Raw genomic sequence first — 19,644 nt, forward strand, 5'->3', positions numbered from 1 at the left:
AGACTTTCCATAGCAAGAGCCCTTATGAAAAATTCTCCTGTACTTATTTTTGATGACTCCACCAGCGCCCTTGATGTAGAAACAGAAAAGAAACTTCTTGCAGATGTAAAAAAATATTATCCGGAAAAAACAATTCTTATTTCTGCCCACAGACTTTCTTCAATAAAAGACTGTGACGAAATCATTTATATGAAAGACGGAAACATTGCAGAGCGGGGAACTTTTGATGAGCTTATAAAGCTTAACGGACACTTTGCAGGTGTATGGAAGATTCAGGAAATGCAGCACAACTCTTTTGTTGACTTTGACTCTCTTGCAGCACGTACAGACAGCAGTAAGTCTGATGGAGAAAACTAAAATGGCTAAAAAAAATACATACTTTCAGGACGAAGAATTACACACAAAAATTGATTTAAAGCAGTTTGCAAGAACCCTTGCCTACATTCTTCCTTTTAAAAAGATTTTTGTCACTGTCTGCATCCTTATGACTCTGGGTTCCGTTCTTGCAATGATTCCTCCCGTAATTCTTAAAAGAATAGTTAACTCTACAGTTTATTCAAAGGATACAAAGGAACTTATACTGCTGATTTCTTCCATGGCTTTTCTTGCCTTGATTACAATTATCTTTAATTATTTTCAGCAGGTCCTTATGGGAAAAATGGGACACTCAGTAATTGCAAATATTCGTAAGGATATTTTTACCCACCTGCAGAATCTTTCTTTTGAATATTTTGATTCAAGGCCGGACGGAAAAATTGTTGTACGTGTTACAGACTACATTAATGAACTGGCAAATTTCTTTTCTAACTTTGTACTTCAGTTTCTTATTTATTTTGTAATGATTGTTGTCTCCCTGGTATTTATGTTCAGTATAAGCTGGCCTCTTACCCTGGTTGTTCTTGCATCGGCAATTCCAATGATGATTGCAGTTCTTCTTTTACGTAAAGCCCTTAAGCCTATGTTTACAAAACTCCGCTTTAAGAATTCCAACAGAAGTGCCTTTCTTGTTGAATCCCTTATTGGAGAAAAAATAATCAAGAACTCCAACAAAGACGAAGACAGTCTTAAAACACTTAAGGACATTCATACAAAGTGTTATGTTCAGTGGGAGCACATTGTTGCAGTGGCAGAACTTAATTCTCCTGTAACAGAAATTTTCTGGAACATAGGAACATTATCCCTTTTTGCAGCCAGCCTTGCTTCCATGCTTTTTGGTAACGGTTCAATTGACGCAGGAACAGTAGTTGCCTTTACCGGCTACATGGGAATCTTCTCTACCCCGCTGACACAGATTGCCCTTCTTATTCAAAATCTTGCTCAGGTAACAAGTAATCTTGAACAGGTCTTTGACACCATAGACTTTCCAATTTCAATCAAAGACAAGGAAAATGCCTTTACCTTTAAAAACGTTAAAGGTCAGGTGGACTTTGATGACGTCACTTTCTCTTACGAAGAAGGAGTACCAGTTCTTGAACACTTTACCCTCCATGTAAAACCAGGAGAAACTATTGCTCTTGTAGGACCAACTGGTGCCGGCAAAACCACTGTCATAAACATGCTTACCCGCTTTTATGATTTTGAAAAAGGCAGCCTTACAATCGACGGTCATAATATTAAGGACGTAAAAATTAATTCCTTAAGGCACGAAATTGGTGTTCTTATGCAGGACCCTTTTATTTTTAAGGGCAGCATTATTGATAACATCCGCTACGGAAAACCAGATGCCTCTGATAAAGAATGTATGGAAGCTGCAGAAAGAATTCATGCAGATACATTTATTAAAAAATTCTCTGACGGTTACAATCACCTTCTTGAAGAAAGAGGAGCAGGACTTTCTGCAGGAGAAAAACAGCTTTTAAGTTTTACAAGAATCATACTTAAAAATCCTTCTGTAATAATTCTTGATGAAGCAACAAGTTCCATTGATACAGAAACTGAACTTCTTATTCAGAAGGCCCTGGACATTCTTCTTAAAGACAAAACAGCCTTTATCGTTGCCCACAGACTTTCTACAATTAAAAATGCAGACAGGATTCTTTACATTGCAAACAAAAGCATTGCAGAAGAAGGAAGCCACGAAGAGTTAATGAAAAAGAAAGGTTTGTACTACCATTTAACAGAAAACTAAAAACAATTATAATTTATCAAAGGAGTAATTAAAAAATGGAAGAAGTAATTTACAGACAGTGGCACGAAGATGTGAGCTTTAAGTTTAACGTAGAAACAATGATTTCTTTTAGTCAGTGCGACAAAAATAAAAATCTCAGCGTTCACGAACTTTTAAAACTTACTTCAGATATTGCAGTAGAAGATTTTAATCAGCGCAACATGAGTCGTGACACCCTTACTGCAGCAGGACTTGCAATTCTTGTTTCAAGAAACAGCTTTAAGATTCACCACATGCCTGTAGAAAACCAGAAGGTAACAGTAAGCACCTGGGAAGAAAAGAGTGAAGCCTTTCAGTTTATACGTGCTTACGAAATAATCGATACTGATACAAAAGAAAAACTTGTTTCAGGATTAAGCACCTGGCTTTTGGTTGACTTAAACAACCGCCGTCTTCTTCCTATCAAGAAGTTTACCATGAGGACACCAATTGATACTGTTACAGAACATGACTGCCTTAAGCCGGAAAAAATTAATCTTCCGGAAAACATGGTAAAACTTGAAGACAGAAAAATCCGCTACTCAGATCTGGATGCCAACGGTCATACAAACAATGCAAGATACGGTGCCTTTGCCTTTGACCCTCTCCCTGATGAATTAAAAGAAAAAACATTAAAGGCCTTAAGAATTAATTATTCCCAGGAAGCCCTTTACAATCAGAACCTTGAAATCATGGGAGACCTTTCTTCTCAAGAAAAAACTGTTATTGCAGGCTTTATTAATTCAGGCGATAAAAAAGTCTGCTCTTTTGAATGTGAGTTTTATTTTTAATTAAAAGCAAGTGTTACTAAAATAAGTCACCTGTAAATACAAGGCCCGGCAGCTGATAATAAAAAAACTGCCGGGCTTTTTATTCATGTATAGACTTTACGTTAAAAAAGATAAAGATTACAGAAATTGTTCCAGTAAAAATACAGAAACAGGAAGTGTTACTACACACAAGGCGCTGGTTACCAGAACAAGAAGGGCTGAGTAAGACTCATCCTTATGAAAGACAACTGCAAAACTGGAAACACTCATACCTACAGGACAAAGGGCTGCAATGTAGGCTACGTAACACTTCATGCGGATATCTGCAACAGAAGTAATATTTTTTAGAACAAGAAGTGTAAGCCCAAACATTACAAGTCCTGTTACTACATAGCGCAGAAGACAAAGCCTTACTACACGGCCAAATATTTTTTCTACACCAGGACGGGTATAATTTGCAAAAAGCATACCCAGTAAAATCATTGATGTAGCTGTATTCATTGAAGCAATAAAATCAATTACACCGCTTTTTCCATTGGCAAGAACAGAAGGCAGCTTAAAAGGTGCAATAAAGATAAGCATACCTGCAACAAGGGCAATAATATTTGGATTAGTAATTATTTTTTTAAAATTAATTTTTCCGCAGACAATAAAATATCCGAAGGTCCAGAGAAAAATATTAAAGGCTGTAAGAAAGGCAATAAGATAAAATACTGCCATTGGCTGACCAGGGAATACACCCTGAATAAGAGGAATGCCAATAAAGCCGCAGTTTGTAAAAACAACGGCAATTCTGTCTATACAGTCAAGTTCCTTTCCTTCTTCTGTCCTGCTCCTGACAAATACAAGGGCAATGGCAATCATTATAAAATGAATAAGGAAGGCATAGAGAAGGACATCTGCAAAGTCCCTGAGTTCTCCTGCATTAAAGTCACGGTTAAAGTTTCCAAGAATAAGGCAGGGATTTATAAAATATAAAAGTGTTTTACTTACATACTGCTGTTCAGTCTTTCCAAATTTAAAGGCTCTGGTAACAGCAAATCCGCTTACTGCAATTGCAAGCATTATGGCAAGTTGTCTGATTACTAGCAGGTACATTTAATTCTCCGAATGCATGTTGTAGGAACGATAGCGGGTTACTTTAAGGGATACTATTTTGTTTTCTTCAAAACCAATTTCAAGAGTATCGTAAATTTTATTTACAGTAAAATATGGATAGTTTTCTGTAGCAATCTTTACATCCTGAGGACGCTGACTGCCTTTTACATCATCAACTGCAAATTCATAAGTAACAAGCTGAGGGGTATACTTAAGGGGATTACCAAGCTTTTCAAAAACATCTGCCAGCTTGTCATCAAAAGAAAGACCATATGGAAGTTCATAATCATCAGAGCAGCCTGAATAGAAAGTTACTCCTGTTGCCCTTAAAGTACCTTCGCTTCCAACAATACTTGCTTCGCGGTTGTAATAGTATTTGTTAAAGAGCCTTAAAAATCTTCCCTGATCATCAAAGAGGACATTGATTTTTTTGTCTTTGTAAACAAATTCAACACAGTCCTTAACATAATCATCAGAATAAACTGTTGTACCCTGAATAAAGAAAAGTGTCTGGCCAGTGCTTTTTCTTATGTAATCAGGAGCACCAAGAAGTTCAATTACTTCACCATGAGTTTTATTCATTAAAGATAAAAGTTCCTCTTTTTCTACAGTCTCAGGAATAATGGCAGGACTTACAGATGAGGGACCATTATCTGCAGGGCTGGTTAAATCCTGAGAATAAACATAGCCGCAAAGGCTGAATGGAAAAAATGCAAAAAGTGAAGAAATAAACAAAAGTGTTAGTTTTTTCATTTGAATCTCCTTAAAAGATATTTTATTATAACGATTAGCAAGGAGTTTTACATGAAAAAACTGATTCTTACAGCAATTTTATTTTACACAGCAAATCTTGTCTTCTCACAGAATACCCCGGCTGCTAAAAATCCAGGCACAAGTCAATCTGTTTCTCCAGCACAGACTGTATCTGCCCCACAGACTGCAGCAGAAAAACAGGCATCTTCAGAAAGCAGTACAAACCTTTCTGGTTCAAATTCCACTGCAGCTTCCACTGCACCTGCAAAAAAAGACAGCGTAAAGCAGCCGGAAGATGATCAGATGACCTTTACCTTTTACACAACCCAGACCATGTCCTTAATGAACTCCTCTTCAAGAACATATTTCTCACTCCCTGCAGAAAGTGAAGAAGCTTCCATAACAGAAATCATTCCTGTAAACGAAACAATGTTCCGTCTTACAGTTTCCATTCCTTCAAAAACAACTGCTCCCTGCAGTTACCACATCTATGTTAAGAAAGGCGAAATCCTTGGAATTAAAAGCAAAGGTGCCGTTTTTATCGGTTCAGTAGAAAGCTTTGACTACAACAGCTTTGCCATTCTTGGTAAAAAGTTCTAATAAAGGGCAGCAATACTTTCCCAGATTTCTTTTTCCCTGGAATAAAAATGGAAGTCTTCGGCATCAGCAAAAGCTATGTCATGGCTTCCATTTTTATTTTCTTCAATCACAGGAATATAATCCCTGATATTTTTTTCAAAATATAACCAGCACTGTAAAAAAATAAATTTAGAACAGGCAGGTTTTGTATATTCAGATTTATGACAGAGGCTGCAGTCTATCTGACAGGATTTTAAAGAGGCCCCCTGTCCCTCAAAAGATTTTTTTAATTCATTAAGGGCTGTAAATAATTCGTAAGCTTTTAGCAGGGCTTCTTCATCACTTTCAATTTCCCGACTAAGGGGATTTTTAAAATTTTCATATTCATTTTTTATTGCAGCCAGGCGCTCTTCTTCCGTAAGATTAATTCTCTTCTGTAATTTTTGGTCAGCAGATTCAGGAAGGGGATTTTTTTTATCATCAGATTTTTTAAAGGACTCCATCTTCCTGCTGAATTTTTCCATTGCTTCTATAATGTTTGCAGCCATAAAAAAATTATAGCACGAAAATATAATTATATAAAATACGTCGAGTCAAGGCACGCTCACGCTTAAAGTCTTGACTTCGCCGTTTTGAGGGTTTTGTAATAAACCCTCAATAAAAAGGCCGCCCTAAAACCCGGAGTTACGGAGATTCAGGGCAGCCAGAAAAATTACTTTTTAATTTTTACGATTTTTTAGTCTTCATCCTGAAGAGCGTCGTATCCCGATTCACCAGTGCGAACCTTTACAACATCATCTACAGGGTAAACAAAAATCTTACCGTCACCAATATGACCTGTATACAAAGCTTTCTTTGCTGTTTCTACAACAAGATCAACAGGAACTTTAGAAACAACAATCTCAACTTTAATCTTAGGAAGAAGGGTCATGCTTACAGGTGCACCACGATAATATTCACTTGCACCATGCTGCATACCACAGCCCATTACGTTAATTACAGTCATACCGTTTACACCAATTGAGTTCATGGCATTCTTAAGAGCCTCAAACTTATTCTGGCGGGTAATAATTACAACTTTATGAAGTGAATCTGCACGTGAAGATGGAATTGTTTCAGGAACCTGAACAACACTTACACTTTCATCGAGAGATAAACCTGCACTCTTAGCTTCTTCAATTTCTTCTGAAGAATATGTCATTGCAAATCCTGCATAAGAAGAAGCAAGACCATGTTCAAGCTTATCAAGACCGATGATTTCTTCTTCTTTTGTTACACGAAGACCAATTGTCTTTTTAAGAAGAAGGAATACGATTGTAATTGTTACAACTGTCCAGAGAATGATAATTCCCATACCTTCAAGCTGAAGGCCAAGCTGACTTAATCCACCACCGTAGAATACACCTTCCTTAATTCCTGCAAGAGCAAAACCTGGTGCACTTTCTGTAGCAAAAAGACCTACTGCAATTGTACCCCAGATACCATTCATCATATGAACACCAACAGCACCAACCGGGTCATCAATATGAAGAATATGATCAAGAAGCCAGATTCCAAAGATTACAAGAAGACCTGCAACAAGACCGATGATTGCAGCACCAGCACAGTCTGTTACATCACAAGGAGCTGTGATTGCAACAAGTCCGGCAAGGGATGCGTTAAGACACATAGAAACATCAGGCTTACCATATTTAATCCATGTAAAGATCATTGCTGTAACAGTAGCAACAGCAGGTGCAACAGTTGTTGTAAGGAAGATAGATCCTAATGTAGGAACATCAGTTGCAGCAGCACCGTTGAATCCGTACCAGCCCAGCCAGAGGATGAACACACCAAGGGCACCCATTGCAATGTTTGATCCAGGGAAACCGTTTACCTTTGTTACTTTACCAGCCTTGTTCTTTACAAATTTTCCGATACGTGGACCTAAGAGCCATGCACCAATAAGGGCGCAGATACCACCAACCATATGGATACAAGCTGAACCTGCATAATCATGGAATCCCATCTGTGCAAGGAAACCGCCTCCCCATACCCAGTGAGCTTCTACAGGATAAATAATTCCAGAAATGATTGCTGAATAAAGACAGTATGTAGAGAACTTTGTACGTTCTGCCATAGCACCAGATACGATTGTTGCTGTTGTGGCACAGAATACAAGGTTAAATACAAAACCAGAAAAGTCAAAAGAAGCATATTCAGAGAATACACTGAATCCAGGCTTACCAATTACAGACCAGATACCTTTGCTTACTTCCCCTGTAACAGGATCTGTATAAGAAAGCATTAATGAAGAACCAATGATGAACCACATTACTGTACCAATACAGAAGTCCATAAGGTTTTTCATAATAATATTGCCGGTATTTTTAGCACGGGTAAAACCTGCTTCTACCATAGCAAATCCGGCCTGCATCCAGAATACTAATGCAGCTCCAGCAAGGAACCATACGCTCCATATGTCACCGCTGACACTGGATATTTGTGTTGCTAATTCACTTACATCCATAAAAATTACCTCCATATATAAAAAAAGCGTGCGCCTTTTAAACGGATAATTATTCCGCTAAAAAAACGCACGCCATTGTGCAAAATAAATTGTCTTAAATCAGGGCTGGAAGAACCGGCCCTTAAAATTATTTTTTAGTAAAAGTTACTGACTTATATTCTGTAAAGAAGATCTTCGTAGCATGGGAATGGCTTGTAATCTTCTCCGATTAAAGGCTCCATCTCATCAGCTACTGCACGGGCTTCTGCCATTGCTGGTAATACAGAATCTACATAAGCTCTTGCTACAGCCATTGCATCACCTGCTGATTTAGCAGAAAGATGCTTTCTTGAAAGTTCATCTGCCTTAACAGCAAGTTCGCTTGTAAGGCCATCAAGTTTTGCAAGGAGGGAAACTTCAGCAGAAGCTTTTGCTCCAGGAACAACAGCCTTAAGGTCAATAACAGTTTTTGAAACTGCAGAAATATACTTGTATGCAGAAGGAAGGATATCCTTAGAAATCATTTCAAGCATGGTGTTAACTTCAATGTTAAGAACCTGTGCATATTTTTCAAGTTTGATTTCGTAGTGGCTTTCCATTTCTTCTTTTGTGTAAACTTCCATGTCTGTGTAAAGTTTAACATTCTTTGCATCAAGGTAATGAGCCATTGCATCAGGAAGAGTCTTAAGTTCCATAAGTCCGCGTTTAGCAGCTTCTGTCTTCCATGATTCATCATAACCGTTACCGTTAAATACGATTCTCCAGTGAGCTTTTACTTCACGTTCGATAAGGGCATTAAGAGCCTTTTCAAAATTAGAAGCACCTTCAAGTTCATCTGCAAATACTTTAAGGGTATTGGCAACGATTGCATTAAGGGCAGTGTTTGGACCAGCAATAGAAAGTGCTGAACCGCAAGAACGGAATTCAAACTTGTTACCTGTAAATGCAAATGGTGAAGTTCTGTTACGGTCTGTAGAGTCCTTTGGAATTGGTGGAAGAACATCTACACCGATTGTCATCTTTGAAGTCTTATCATTTGAATAAGGTTTTCCTTCTACGATAGAAGAAAGAACCTTGTAAAGTTCATCACCAAGGTAAACGGAAATAATTGCTGGAGGAGCTTCGTTTGCTCCAAGACGGTGATCGTTTCCGGCACTTGCTACAGAAATACGGAGGAGGTCCTGGTTTTCGTCTACAGACTTAAGGATAGCTGTAAGGAAAAGAAGGAACTGAGCATTGCTTTCCGGAGTCTTGCCTGGTTCAAGAAGGTTTTCGCCTTCATTTGTAGACATTGACCAGTTATTGTGTTTACCGCTTCCGTTTACACCTGCAAATGGTTTTTCGTGGAGAAGGCATTCAAGGCCGTGGCGCTTTGCAACTTTCTTCATTACTTCCATTGTAAGCTGGTTCTGGTCAACAGAAAGATTTGTTGTGCTGAAGATTGGAGCCATTTCGTGCTGGGCAGGAGCAACTTCATTGTGTTCTGTCTTAGAAAGGACTCCGTACTTCCAGAGAGTTTCATTAAGATCTTCCATGTATTTTACGATACGTGGATTAAGGGCTGCAAAGTACTGGTCATCCATTTCCTGACCTTTAGATGGCTTTGCACCAAAAAGGGTACGTCCTGTCATACGAAGGTCTTTTCTCTGTTCCCAGAGTTTATGATCAACAATAAAGTATTCCTGTTCAGGTCCTACAGTTGTAGCAACATGGCTTACTTCCTTACCAAAGAGCTTAAGGATTCTTTTTGCCTGAGTATCAAGAGCTTCCATTGAGCGAAGTAAAGGAGTTTTTTTATCAAGAGCTTCACCTGTGTAAGAACAGAAAGCTGTAGGAATACAAAGTGTGTGTTCCTTAATAAAAGGATATGAAGTTGGATCCCATACTGTGTAACCACGGGCTTCAAAAGTTGCACGATGTCCGCCTGAAGGGAAAGAAGAAGCGTCAGGTTCACCCTTAACAAGTTCCTTTCCACTGAAGGTCATTATTACACTTCCATCATCCTGTGGATTAATGAAAGAATCATGTTTTTCTGCAGTAATTCCTGTAAGAGGCTGGAACCAGTGAGCAAAGTGTGTAGCACCATTTTCAATAGCCCACTCCTTCATTGCGTGAGCAACAACATTAGCTACATCAAGTTCAAGAGGTGCACCATCATCAAGTGTCTTCTTGAGGAGCTTGAATGTTTCTTTAGGCAGGCGCTGTTTCATTACGCTCTGATTAAAAACCATGCTTCCGAAAAGTTCAGGAACATTTGTCATTTATAACCTCCAAAATAAAAAAAGCGATGTACAGACTCTTTCTCCCTAAGAAGAAAAAAAGAATTTGTACATCGCCTTTGATGTTGTACTTACTCTAGCTTATTCAAGATTAAAGGTCAAGCAAGTACAAAATCATTTTTTATTTCAGTTCCGATTCTTACAAGTGACTTTTTAAGGCTTAAACCTTAAACTTACCTACTGCCGCACCAAGCTTTTCTATATTCTGGGTGTTAAGGCGGGTAAGATCGTTTACACTGTTAATTGAATTGTTAATGGTTTCAATACCCAGTGACATTTCTTCCATACTTGAAGTAATCTCATCTGTAAGACGGGACAAGTGTTCCATCTTTTCGTTAATGGCAAGGCTTTCCCTGTGCATGGAATCACTTCCTGACTTTACGTTTACAGTAACATCATTTATCTGCTTAATTGCTGTAAGTACCTGAGTACCACCTTCTGACTGTTCCTGCATGGCATTCATAATAGTAAGTTCCTGCTGGGAAACCTGCTGGGTAAGTGTATAAATCTTAGTAAAAATTTCCTGAAGGGCTGCTGTTGAATCTGCAACTTCGTTAATACTTGAAAGAACTTCCGTAAGGTTTGTTGTAATTGCCTTACCCTGCTGATTTGAATCTTCTGCCAGTTTACGGATTTCATCTGCAACTACAGAGAATCCCTTACCTGCTTCTCCTGCATGAGCGGCTTCGATTGCTGCATTCATGGCAAGAAGGTTTGTCTGGCTGGCAATATTCTGAATTACAGAACTGGCTTCAAGAAGAATCTCTGACTGCTGTTTAATTTTCTGTGTAGAAAGAACTGTACCTTCAACACTGTTCCTTCCGTTTTCAGAAGAACTTTCAAGAAGTTTAATTGTCTCACCATTCTTCTGAAGAATACCTGTGACAGACTTAATGTTTGCAACCATTTCTTCAATAGCAGAAGAAGATTCAACAACACAGGAACTCTGACTCTGAATGTCATCAACAAGAGCTTTCACTGCATTATTTACAGAAGCCATGGATTCAGTTGCTTCACGAACATTGTTACCCTGCTGCTGAACCTGACGGTTAACACTTTCTATGTTTGCAGTAATCTGATTTGCAGAAGCTGCAGTATCGTTCATGTTATCTGCAAGAGCAAGACCATTTTTCTGCATTGTCAGATTTACATCCTTAACAAGAGAAATGGAATCCTGAATTTTTTCCATAGTCTGATTAAAGTAAGTATACATGTGACCAAGTTCATTTTCATTTTTGACTTCCATGCGGACTGTAAGGTCACCATCACCCTGAGCAATATTTTTCATTGCAGCAACACCCTTGTTCATTTCCTTTACAACACGGCGGATAATAAAGTAACTGAGGGCAATAACAATTATCAGGGTAATTGCAAAAATAAAATTTACTATTTTAGAAATACGTTTTCCGTCTTCATAAACTTCTTTCTGAGGAACATTTACACCCAGGAACCAGGTTTCATCTGCACCTTCAACATCAAGAGGTTCATAAAAACACATATAGGTCTGGCCTTCAATTTTATCAATAAAAGAAAAATATTCTTTTGTAGAAGCTGAGGTCTTAAACATAGAGGCTGTACTTCCGCTGGAGAATTCAGAACTAAGCTGACCTTCCTGACTATGATCTTTTGTTACGGCAATAAGACCTGTGTGAGCAATAAGTGAAAGATAACCTGAATCATAAATCTGAGCATTCTTAAGGATTCCGGAAAGTGCATCCAGGGACATATCAACACCAAGCATACCTACTACATTTCCATCAGGATCATGAATAGGAAAAGCTACACCACAAACCCAGATAAGTTCTCCTCCAACTTCATAAGGGTTAGGCTGAATCAAAATACCCCTGTTGGCAGCCATTGGCTCTTCATACCAGAAACTGCCTTCATAATCAGTAAGTGCACAACATTCAATATTTTTTCCGTCATTAGTCCAGTAAGGAATAAGACGGCCTGTATTATCATAAGTTTCATCATAATTTACATATTCTGCATCAAGACCATCCAGGGTATCCGGTTTCCAGACACAGTAAGCATCTACAAGAGACGGATGAAGTTCCAGGGTATGTTTAAGAAGATTATTAATGTAATTGCGGCGCTGCCTTACAGGAATATGTTTATAAGTTTCCAGTGAAGCCTGAAGGGTTTTTGCAACATTAAATTCCATAGTAAGAATTTTTTCAGTACTTTCACCATAACGGGCTGCAGTAGAAGCAAGATAATTTTCAGAAACTTTTTCAAAAGCTGAATCAACTGTTGTTGTAATTAAATAAGCACATGCAACAAGCAAAACAAAAAGAACAGTTCCTATTGAAAGGGCAAGCTGACGACTGATGGATTTAGTAAGGAAATTCTTCATTTATACCTCTCAATTAAATTTGATTTTTTCCCTATTTAAATATTAACCCACTAATCTTTAAAAAAAATTACCTGAACCTAACAAAAACTTTTAATTAATAAAAAAAGGGATTTAATACTATACAAAAGTACAGTATTAAATCCCTCTATTCACTAAAATTAATAAAACCTGATTAAAGCTTTACTTTAGACCAGGATTTTAACAGGTTGTCCATATCCTTAGCAGTAAGCATTTTACTAAAAAGTTCACTGCATTTTACAAATACCTGAGACAGGGTAATCATCTCGTCCTGAGTAAAAGAGCCAAGAACATAGTCAGCAACATTTCCGTCAGCAGGCTTTCCGACACCAATACGAAGACGCCAGAAATCAGCTGTATTAAAAACAGATTTTACAGACCTGAGACCATTGTGACCTCCAAGACCACCACTCCACTTAAGGCTTAATATTCCGGGAGCAAGTTCAATTTCGTCGTGAACAATAAGAATGTCAGAAGCAGGTATTTTATAAAATCTGGCAGCTTCTCCTACAGCTTCTCCACTAAGATTCATGTAGGTAAGGGGCTTCATAAAATAAAGCTTTTTTGGTGCATTTTCAGGAAGAGCCTTTGACTCTCCACCGTTAAGACGTCTTACAATATCTTCGTAATCAGCCGTGGCAAATTCAGCCTTAAACTTATTCTGATAAGACAAAGATGAAGAAAAAGAAAGAGACTTTTCAAAAAGCCATGCTGCATTATGACGGGTATTCTCGTATTCCTTTCCATAATTTCCTAAAAAAGCTACCAGCTGAATCATATTAAACCTTCTGCATTAAACTGATTTTCTAAGTACACGGATTGAATTAAGGACAGCCAGCATTGTAACACCTACGTCTCCAAAGACTGCAAGCCACATGTTTCCAAATCCCAGTGCACAGAGAACAATGATAGCAATTTTTGTAAACAAAGAAAAGAAAGTATTTTCCTTTACATTCTTCATTGTAACTTTCGAAATTTTCACTGCCTCTGAAACAGCTTCTATATTGTCATTCATTATTACCACATCAGCAGCTTCTATTGCAGAATCACTTCCCATTGCACCCATTGCAATTCCTACATCACTGCGGCTTAAAACAGGGGCATCATTTATTCCGTCTCCGGTAAAAATTACACTCTGACCCTTTTTCTTTTCTGCAATAAATTTTTCCATAAGCTCAAGTTTTCCGTCTGGTAAAAGCTGACTGTAAACTTCACTTATTCCTGTTTTTTTACCACAGTCTTCTGCAGCTGCCTTGTTGTCTCCCGTAAGCATTACGGTTTTCTTTATGCCGTTTTTATAAAGGAGAGAAATTGCTTTTGCCGCATTTTCTTTTATTACATCACTGATGATTATGCTTCCCAGATACTTACCATCTTTTGCAACATATATCACGCTACCCTCTGCAGAACTTTCCTTTACAAAACCTTCCACCCCTTCCTTAATCATAAGGCGGTCATTACCTGCAAGAACCAGGCTTCCATCAAGCCTGCACTTTATTCCGTGTCCACTGATTTCTTCTGCGTTTTTTACATCCAGTTTAAGACAGTCAGGACAGGAGTGAATTTTTTTAAGGGAACGGGACAGGGGATGTTCAGAATAATACTCTGCATGGGCTGCAATTTTTACAAGTTCAGCTTCTGATAATCCGGAAGAAGGAAGGGGATTTACTTTAGTTACTTCAAAAGTTCCCTTTGTTAAAGTTCCGGTTTTATCAAAGACAGCAACTGATGAGCGGCTGAGCATTTCTATGTAATTGGAACCCTTAATAAGAATACCCTTTCTTGAAGCAAGACCAATGCCGCTAAAGAAACTTAAAGGAATTGAAATTACAAGGGCACATGGACAGGAAACTACAAGAAGTTCAAGGGCACGGTAAATCCAGCTCTGCCATACTTCTTTTGTTCCACCAAGAATAAGGGGAGGCAGTAAGGCAAGGCTAAGGGCTGCAAGACAAACAAGAGGTGTATAAACCTTTGCAAACTTTCTTATGAATTTTTCACTGCGGGCTTTTTTAGACTGAGCTGAACGAACCATTTTAAGAATACGGCTGACAGAGCTTTCTGAAAATTCTTTTTCTACCTGAACTTCTATTACTCCGTTTTCGTTCATAAAGCCGGCAAGAACCATATCACCTTCTGCAATATCACGGGGAATGCTTTCACCTGTTAAGGCAGAAGTATCACACATAGTACGGCCACTGATAACTTTACCATCAAGAGGAATCCTCTCTCCGGCCTTTACTACAATTATGTCACCCTTCCTTACACTTTCTGCAGCAACTTCCTTTAACTGACCGTCTGCCTTTATGTTTGCAGTATCAGCCCTAAGCTCTACCAGCTCAGAAATAGAGTGCTTTGAATGATCCACAGCCTTGTCTTCAAGATATTCACCTAACTGAAAGAGAATCATTACGGCAACACCTTCTGAGTACTCTCCCATAATGATTGCACCTACAGCAGCAATGGACATAAGGAATTCTTCTCCAAACCATTCACCATGTATAATATTTACCACTGCACCTTTAAGAACAGAAAATCCTGTAAGCATGTAAGCCGCAAAGTAAGCAAAAAGAAATACAGCCCTTACAGTAACTTTTGAAGAATCAAAGAAAGGAAGTTTTTCTACCAGTATGGCACAAATAAAAAAGAGGGCTGCAATAATAATTTTCTTTAAGCTGTCTTCTTCCTCATCTTCCTCTTCTTCGCCGCCTTCATCATCTTCATCACAGCAGTCATCGTGACAGCAGCAGCAGTGATGCTCTCCGTGACTATGCCTGTGCTTTTCTTCATGCACATCTGAATGACAGCAGTCACTGATTTTTTCTTCATCTATATTGTTTTTGCAGGAATCAGTTTTCTTCATAAATTACCTCCATAAATATTTGCATAAATATTTCCATGAATAACTCGATAAAATTATTCAGAAAGATGTTCAATTCCAATATTAAGAATCAGGCTTACATGCTCATCTGCAAGGGAATACATAACAAGCTTGCCCTCCCTGCGGAACTTAACAAGACCGCTGGATTTTAATACCCTCAGCTGCTGACTTATTGCCGGCTGGGTCATCATAAGCTTCTGGGCAATTTCTGTTACACTGAGTTCTGTATTTAAAAGGGAATGAAGTATTTTTACCCTTGTAGAATCACCAAATACCTTAAACAGTTCAGCAAGATTAAAAAGCATTGTTTCATCAGCCTTAATGGAAGTAACAGTCTTTTTCATTCTTCTTAAACTCCTTAATTATATGTTTATATAAACATATAAGCATATAATTATATATAATGCAAGCCCGTAAGACAAAAAAAGCACCGCTAAGGAAAATAATTATCTTCTAAAGCCGTGCTTTCTTAAAATAATTAAATAAAAATCAGATTAAAGCTGCCTTCTGCAAATCTGATTTAAGGCTGTCAGCATCAGTAAATACAAAAGCTTTTATTCCCAGGGAAGCAGCTGCATCAACATTATCCTTTCTGTCATCAATAAAGACAGCATCCTCTGCCCTGGTATTTTCTGCCTGCAAAATAAGCTGCCAGAATTTTATGTCAGGTTTTGATACTCCCATATAGCAGGAAGCATATGTCTGATCAAAGTAAGTGTAGTCTCCCCTTTCTATATGATTTGCATAATGACTTGAAATAGTATTGGTACCGCAGATAACCCTGTGTCCCTTTTCTTTAAGAAGGGCAATCAGTTCTACAGTTTTTTTATTAAGCTGGGGATGAAAAAGCCAGTGCCACCAGTCAGTAGTAACTTTAATTCCGCTGCGTTCAGAAAAGATTCTCCAGAATTCCTTACAGTCAATAATTCCGTCTGAACACATGGTAAAAAGATTTGTCTTAGAAGGATCAGAAGCATCTTCCGGACAGGAAGCGCCGCAGTAAGAAAGAAATTCCTTGTGTGATATTCCCAGAATTTCTTCAATCTGAGAATCCAGCTTAGCAGTTGTAGTAACAACTCCACCCATATCAAAAATAAAAAGCATAGTGTCTCCAGTGCTATTTTAAAATATTTTTTAAATCAGAAAATTTCTTTAGTTCCTTAAAGTAAGAAGAGGCCTTTCCAAAACCATAGGATGCCCAGGCAAAACTGATACCTGCCTTAAGACATTCATTACAATCCCCCTGAGTATCACCAATATAAAGAGGAAAAGTAAGCTGATTTCTGTCCTTAAGCATAAGAAGGTTTTCTGCCTTACCCTTGCCTGTCCTTCCGTAACATTCAAAATCCTTAATGTAAGGAGTAAGGCCTGTTTTTTCCATCATAAGTTCAATATAACCTGCATGACAGTTACTTACGATGTAAAAATTTTCCTGACTGCTAAGTTCGGCAATGGTTTCTACTACACCGGGATAAGTAATATCCAGAGTATTTTCCCTGATGGCAACCTGTTCTTCCGTACAACATTCTGCAAGAAGAATATCCCTCTTGTCCTTTTCAAGATCAGGCCAGAGATCCATGGCAATCACATCCATAGTCTTTCCAAATTCCTGCTGAAGCATCTGGGCATTAACCTTACGGGCATTAAAACCTGTTGAATCAATTGCCTTATTCCATGCAACAGCTACGAGACCTGTGGTATTCCATATTGTTCCATCAATATCAAGAATTACTGCATCAAACTCCGAACTCATTTTTTCTCCTTACAGTCATCTTAAATAATTCTATCACAAACCGTAAGGAAAAAAAATATTCAGTTTTATAAGAAAAGCTTATGATTATTTAATACTGGCCGTTCTTGTCGTGCTTCCTGTACTTACAGTCGGCAGGCTTGTGTAAAGTCCGTTAAAGTTACTTCCACCAGAGAAGGTTGGTGATGTGTTACAGGTGTAATCACCAGAAGAAGAGCTTGTAAATGAAGGACAGCTTATCATGCACATACCAAAGCTTGAAGAAGGAAGTGTAAAGGCATAAACACAGGAATCGCTGACATAAACTGCAACCTTACTGAATGAAGAACTTGAAGAAGAACTTGAGTTAGGTCCGCCCATATTTGAATTTGAAGAAGATCCTGTAAAGTAAAGAACCTTCTGTCCGCTGGTGCTTAAGCTGCTGGCTCCATTAGAAGAACCGCATACTCCACCAATATATCCGCCTGTTACATAAATCTTATCTGAATCTCCACAATCCAGGGCATCTTCTGAACCTGTAGGTGCATAGGCTACAATGTAACCGCCCTTTACATAAATAGAACCGTTACAGTCTATGCCGTCACCATAAGGAGTATATGCATAAAGATAACCGTTTGTCATGGTAAACTTTCCGGATGATTCACTAATATTAAAGGCATCATCGTAAGCTGTAACTTCTGTAGTTCCACCGGAAACTGTCATTACATAAGCTGCTTCAATTCCTTCAGGAGCAAAAGTTACGCTGGTATTTGAATAATAAACACCATCTGCATCATAGTAAGAAGCTGTTTTATTATTGTCACTGGTATAATTTGTAACACCGGTTACATTATATTCAGCTTCACCACCGGTAATATAAACGTTGGAAGAATTAATTCCCTTTCCGTTGTAAGTTGTAATATCAAGACTTCCACCATTTATATAAACAGAACTTGTGCTGGCATCTGTGTCAGTCTGAATACCTGTAGCCTTACGGCATTCACTTGAAGAAATTGCACCTGTTCCGCTAAAGGTAATATCACCGTCATTAATTACAACACTTGTGTCCCCTGCAAGACCATGCTTACCTGTAGAAGTAAGGGTATAAGTACCATTTTCTATAGTAAGGGTTGCCTTGGAAGCAATACAACTCTTATAAGCCTGGGTAACAGAAAGACTTCCATCTCCATCAATAGTAAGGTCACCCTTACAGAACAGTGTACCCTTGGAATCACTACCTTCACTTACATAAGCCTTTACAACTGTACAGCTTACATAAGATGCCGAATCTTCATCATAGTAAGTTGCACTGCTGGAAGTTGAATATTCTTCTCCATAACCTGTACCGTAAGCACGACCGTCTGCAAAAGTATTAGTTCCGCTAAGATAAACTTTTGCAGCAGAACCCTTTGTTACTTCAAGACATGGATAATTGGAAGAAGTAATTGTTGCATCATTAAGATAAATGGCTATATCATCCAAAGCATTAGACTGCACCTTTACACCACCACTTGTCATGGTGCCGCTTATGTAAATGGCCAGTTCTCCGCTAAAGGAAGTTGCATTAACCTTTATCAAACCAGTTGAATCACCGGAATCATCTTCAGTGTACTTTACTTTTACAACAGTAGAAGCATCTGTGTCTTCAAAAAATTTTATGGCAGAAGTAGAAAGAGTCTGCCATGTTGAATTGTCATCAGAAATTGTACCATCACTAAGATTCAGGTAAAGAACATTTGAATAAGTTGCAGTATCTACAGTTGCTGTTGAATCATAGGATGTAGTTGTTCCTGCACTAAGACCTGAACTTGATGAACCGGATGAACCTGAACTGTTTCCATAATTAGTTGAATTACTGCTGCCATCATCATAACCTGAAGAACATGCAATCATAAGACCCATTGCTACAGCGATTACTCCAAGGACTGATTTTTTCAGTAAATACCTTTTCATAAAACCTCCTCATGCAAAAAAAAAGAAACTGTTAAAAAGTTCCGCATGATAAATATAAAAACGTATATTTCCCTTATTGTGTTAAGTTAAATATAGTTCACCTGATAAAAGTGCAAATTAAAATTTTTTAAGCTGCACCCTCAATTTAATTTAAAAAAAGCAAAACTATAAATTCTTCAACATTTAATTATATGGAGGAAAATCATCTAAAAAGCTTAATGAGAAATTTTTATCGAAGAAAAATATAGAAGAATATTTTATCCCCCTGAACATGAGAAAACAGGGAATCAATTAAGGTATATAATTGTGAATTCTATCACAGTATATCCCTCTAAACAGTGCTAGTTAATGTGAAATAAATCACAGAAAGTACCGATTTTTACAATTTACCTATACAAATATAAAGTAAAACAGAAAATTATACACTTTTATGTATTTTAAGCTGATGGACTTAAAAAAATCAGCTATGTAAAATGATTCTATATTCAGTAATAATTGCGTGAATAATTTCACACATGCTGAATATCATAGGGAATTGTGATGAAAACTACTGTTATACCGGGACCTTCAAAAAAAAGACTGGTACTTTTAGGA

The 19,644-nt window shown here is 37.9% G+C and carries 15 protein-coding genes and 1 pseudogene; 4 read left to right on the plus strand and 12 right to left on the minus strand.

The window, feature by feature from the left end; genetic code table 11:
• The 3 genes and pseudogenes from K6D58_RS06855 to K6D58_RS06865 all read left to right on the plus strand — a co-directional run.
• A pseudogene (locus K6D58_RS06855) lies at window positions 1–357 on the plus strand (hypothetical protein); the annotation flags it as partial.
• A 1-nt stretch (window position 358) separates the two neighbouring features.
• The gene (locus K6D58_RS06860; RefSeq protein ID WP_296828923.1) at window positions 359–2,128 is read left to right on the plus strand and encodes an ABC transporter ATP-binding protein; all 1,770 of its coding nucleotides are present in this window, start codon (window positions 359–361) and stop codon (window positions 2,126–2,128) included.
• Window positions 2,129–2,163: 35 nt separating this feature from the next.
• A complete protein-coding gene (locus K6D58_RS06865; protein ID WP_296828925.1) occupies window positions 2,164–2,937 on the plus strand; it encodes an acyl-[acyl-carrier-protein] thioesterase in 774 nt (257 codons plus the stop codon).
• Window positions 2,938–3,054: 117 nt separating this feature from the next.
• On the opposite strand, the gene K6D58_RS06870 is transcribed toward K6D58_RS06865, so the two are convergent.
• The gene (locus K6D58_RS06870) at window positions 3,055–4,014 is read right to left on the minus strand and encodes an AEC family transporter (RefSeq protein WP_296828927.1); all 960 of its coding nucleotides are present in this window, start codon (window positions 4,012–4,014) and stop codon (window positions 3,055–3,057) included.
• Window positions 4,015–4,767 carry a hypothetical protein gene (locus tag K6D58_RS06875; RefSeq protein WP_296828929.1) on the minus strand — a complete coding sequence of 251 codons (753 nt, stop codon included), beginning with the start codon at window positions 4,765–4,767 and terminating at the stop codon, window positions 4,015–4,017.
• A 51-nt stretch (window positions 4,768–4,818) separates the two neighbouring features.
• Here K6D58_RS06875 and K6D58_RS06880 point away from each other — a divergent pair, with 51 nt between their 5' ends.
• Window positions 4,819–5,367 (plus strand): hypothetical protein, encoded by a 549-nt coding sequence (locus tag K6D58_RS06880; protein WP_296828931.1) that lies wholly within the window; start codon window positions 4,819–4,821, stop codon window positions 5,365–5,367.
• Here the strand turns inward: K6D58_RS06880 and K6D58_RS06885 are convergent.
• From K6D58_RS06885 to K6D58_RS06930, 10 genes are all read right to left on the minus strand, one after another.
• Complete coding sequence (locus K6D58_RS06885) at window positions 5,364–5,894, minus strand: hypothetical protein (RefSeq protein ID WP_296828933.1); 531 nt, start codon at window positions 5,892–5,894, stop codon at window positions 5,364–5,366. The two genes, K6D58_RS06880 and K6D58_RS06885, sit on opposite strands and share 4 nt — an antisense overlap.
• Window positions 5,895–6,082: 188 nt before the next feature.
• Window positions 6,083–7,855, minus strand: a complete 1,773-nt coding sequence (locus K6D58_RS06890; protein WP_296828935.1) for an ammonium transporter — start codon at window positions 7,853–7,855, stop codon at window positions 6,083–6,085.
• 152 nt (window positions 7,856–8,007) lie between these two features.
• Complete coding sequence (locus K6D58_RS06895; protein ID WP_296828937.1) at window positions 8,008–10,095, minus strand: glutamine synthetase III family protein; 2,088 nt, start codon at window positions 10,093–10,095, stop codon at window positions 8,008–8,010.
• A 178-nt stretch (window positions 10,096–10,273) separates the two neighbouring features.
• The gene (locus K6D58_RS06900) at window positions 10,274–12,469 is read right to left on the minus strand and encodes a methyl-accepting chemotaxis protein (RefSeq protein ID WP_296828939.1); all 2,196 of its coding nucleotides are present in this window, start codon (window positions 12,467–12,469) and stop codon (window positions 10,274–10,276) included.
• Between the two features lie 172 nt (window positions 12,470–12,641).
• Complete coding sequence (pth, locus tag K6D58_RS06905) at window positions 12,642–13,265, minus strand: aminoacyl-tRNA hydrolase (RefSeq protein ID WP_296828941.1); 624 nt, start codon at window positions 13,263–13,265, stop codon at window positions 12,642–12,644.
• A 15-nt stretch (window positions 13,266–13,280) separates the two neighbouring features.
• Entirely contained in the window at window positions 13,281–15,350 is a 2,070-nt protein-coding gene (locus K6D58_RS06910; RefSeq protein ID WP_296828943.1) for a heavy metal translocating P-type ATPase, read from the minus strand.
• A 53-nt stretch (window positions 15,351–15,403) separates the two neighbouring features.
• A complete protein-coding gene (locus K6D58_RS06915; RefSeq protein ID WP_296828945.1) occupies window positions 15,404–15,712 on the minus strand; it encodes an ArsR/SmtB family transcription factor in 309 nt (102 codons plus the stop codon).
• A 145-nt stretch (window positions 15,713–15,857) separates the two neighbouring features.
• Window positions 15,858–16,472, minus strand: coding sequence for an HAD family hydrolase (locus tag K6D58_RS06920; protein WP_296828947.1), 615 nt, complete (start codon window positions 16,470–16,472; stop codon window positions 15,858–15,860).
• A gap of 13 nt (window positions 16,473–16,485) precedes the next feature.
• Window positions 16,486–17,121: an HAD family hydrolase gene (locus K6D58_RS06925; RefSeq protein WP_296828949.1), complete on the minus strand. Its 636-nt coding sequence runs from the start codon at window positions 17,119–17,121 to the stop codon at window positions 16,486–16,488.
• An 84-nt stretch (window positions 17,122–17,205) separates the two neighbouring features.
• Complete coding sequence (locus K6D58_RS06930) at window positions 17,206–19,050, minus strand: carbohydrate-binding domain-containing protein (protein WP_296828951.1); 1,845 nt, start codon at window positions 19,048–19,050, stop codon at window positions 17,206–17,208.
• Window positions 19,051–19,644 lie beyond the last annotated feature (594 nt).

Origin of the sequence: Treponema sp. (genome assembly GCF_024696245.1) — a bacterium.
Classification (GTDB): domain Bacteria; phylum Spirochaetota; class Spirochaetia; order Treponematales; family Treponemataceae; genus Treponema_D.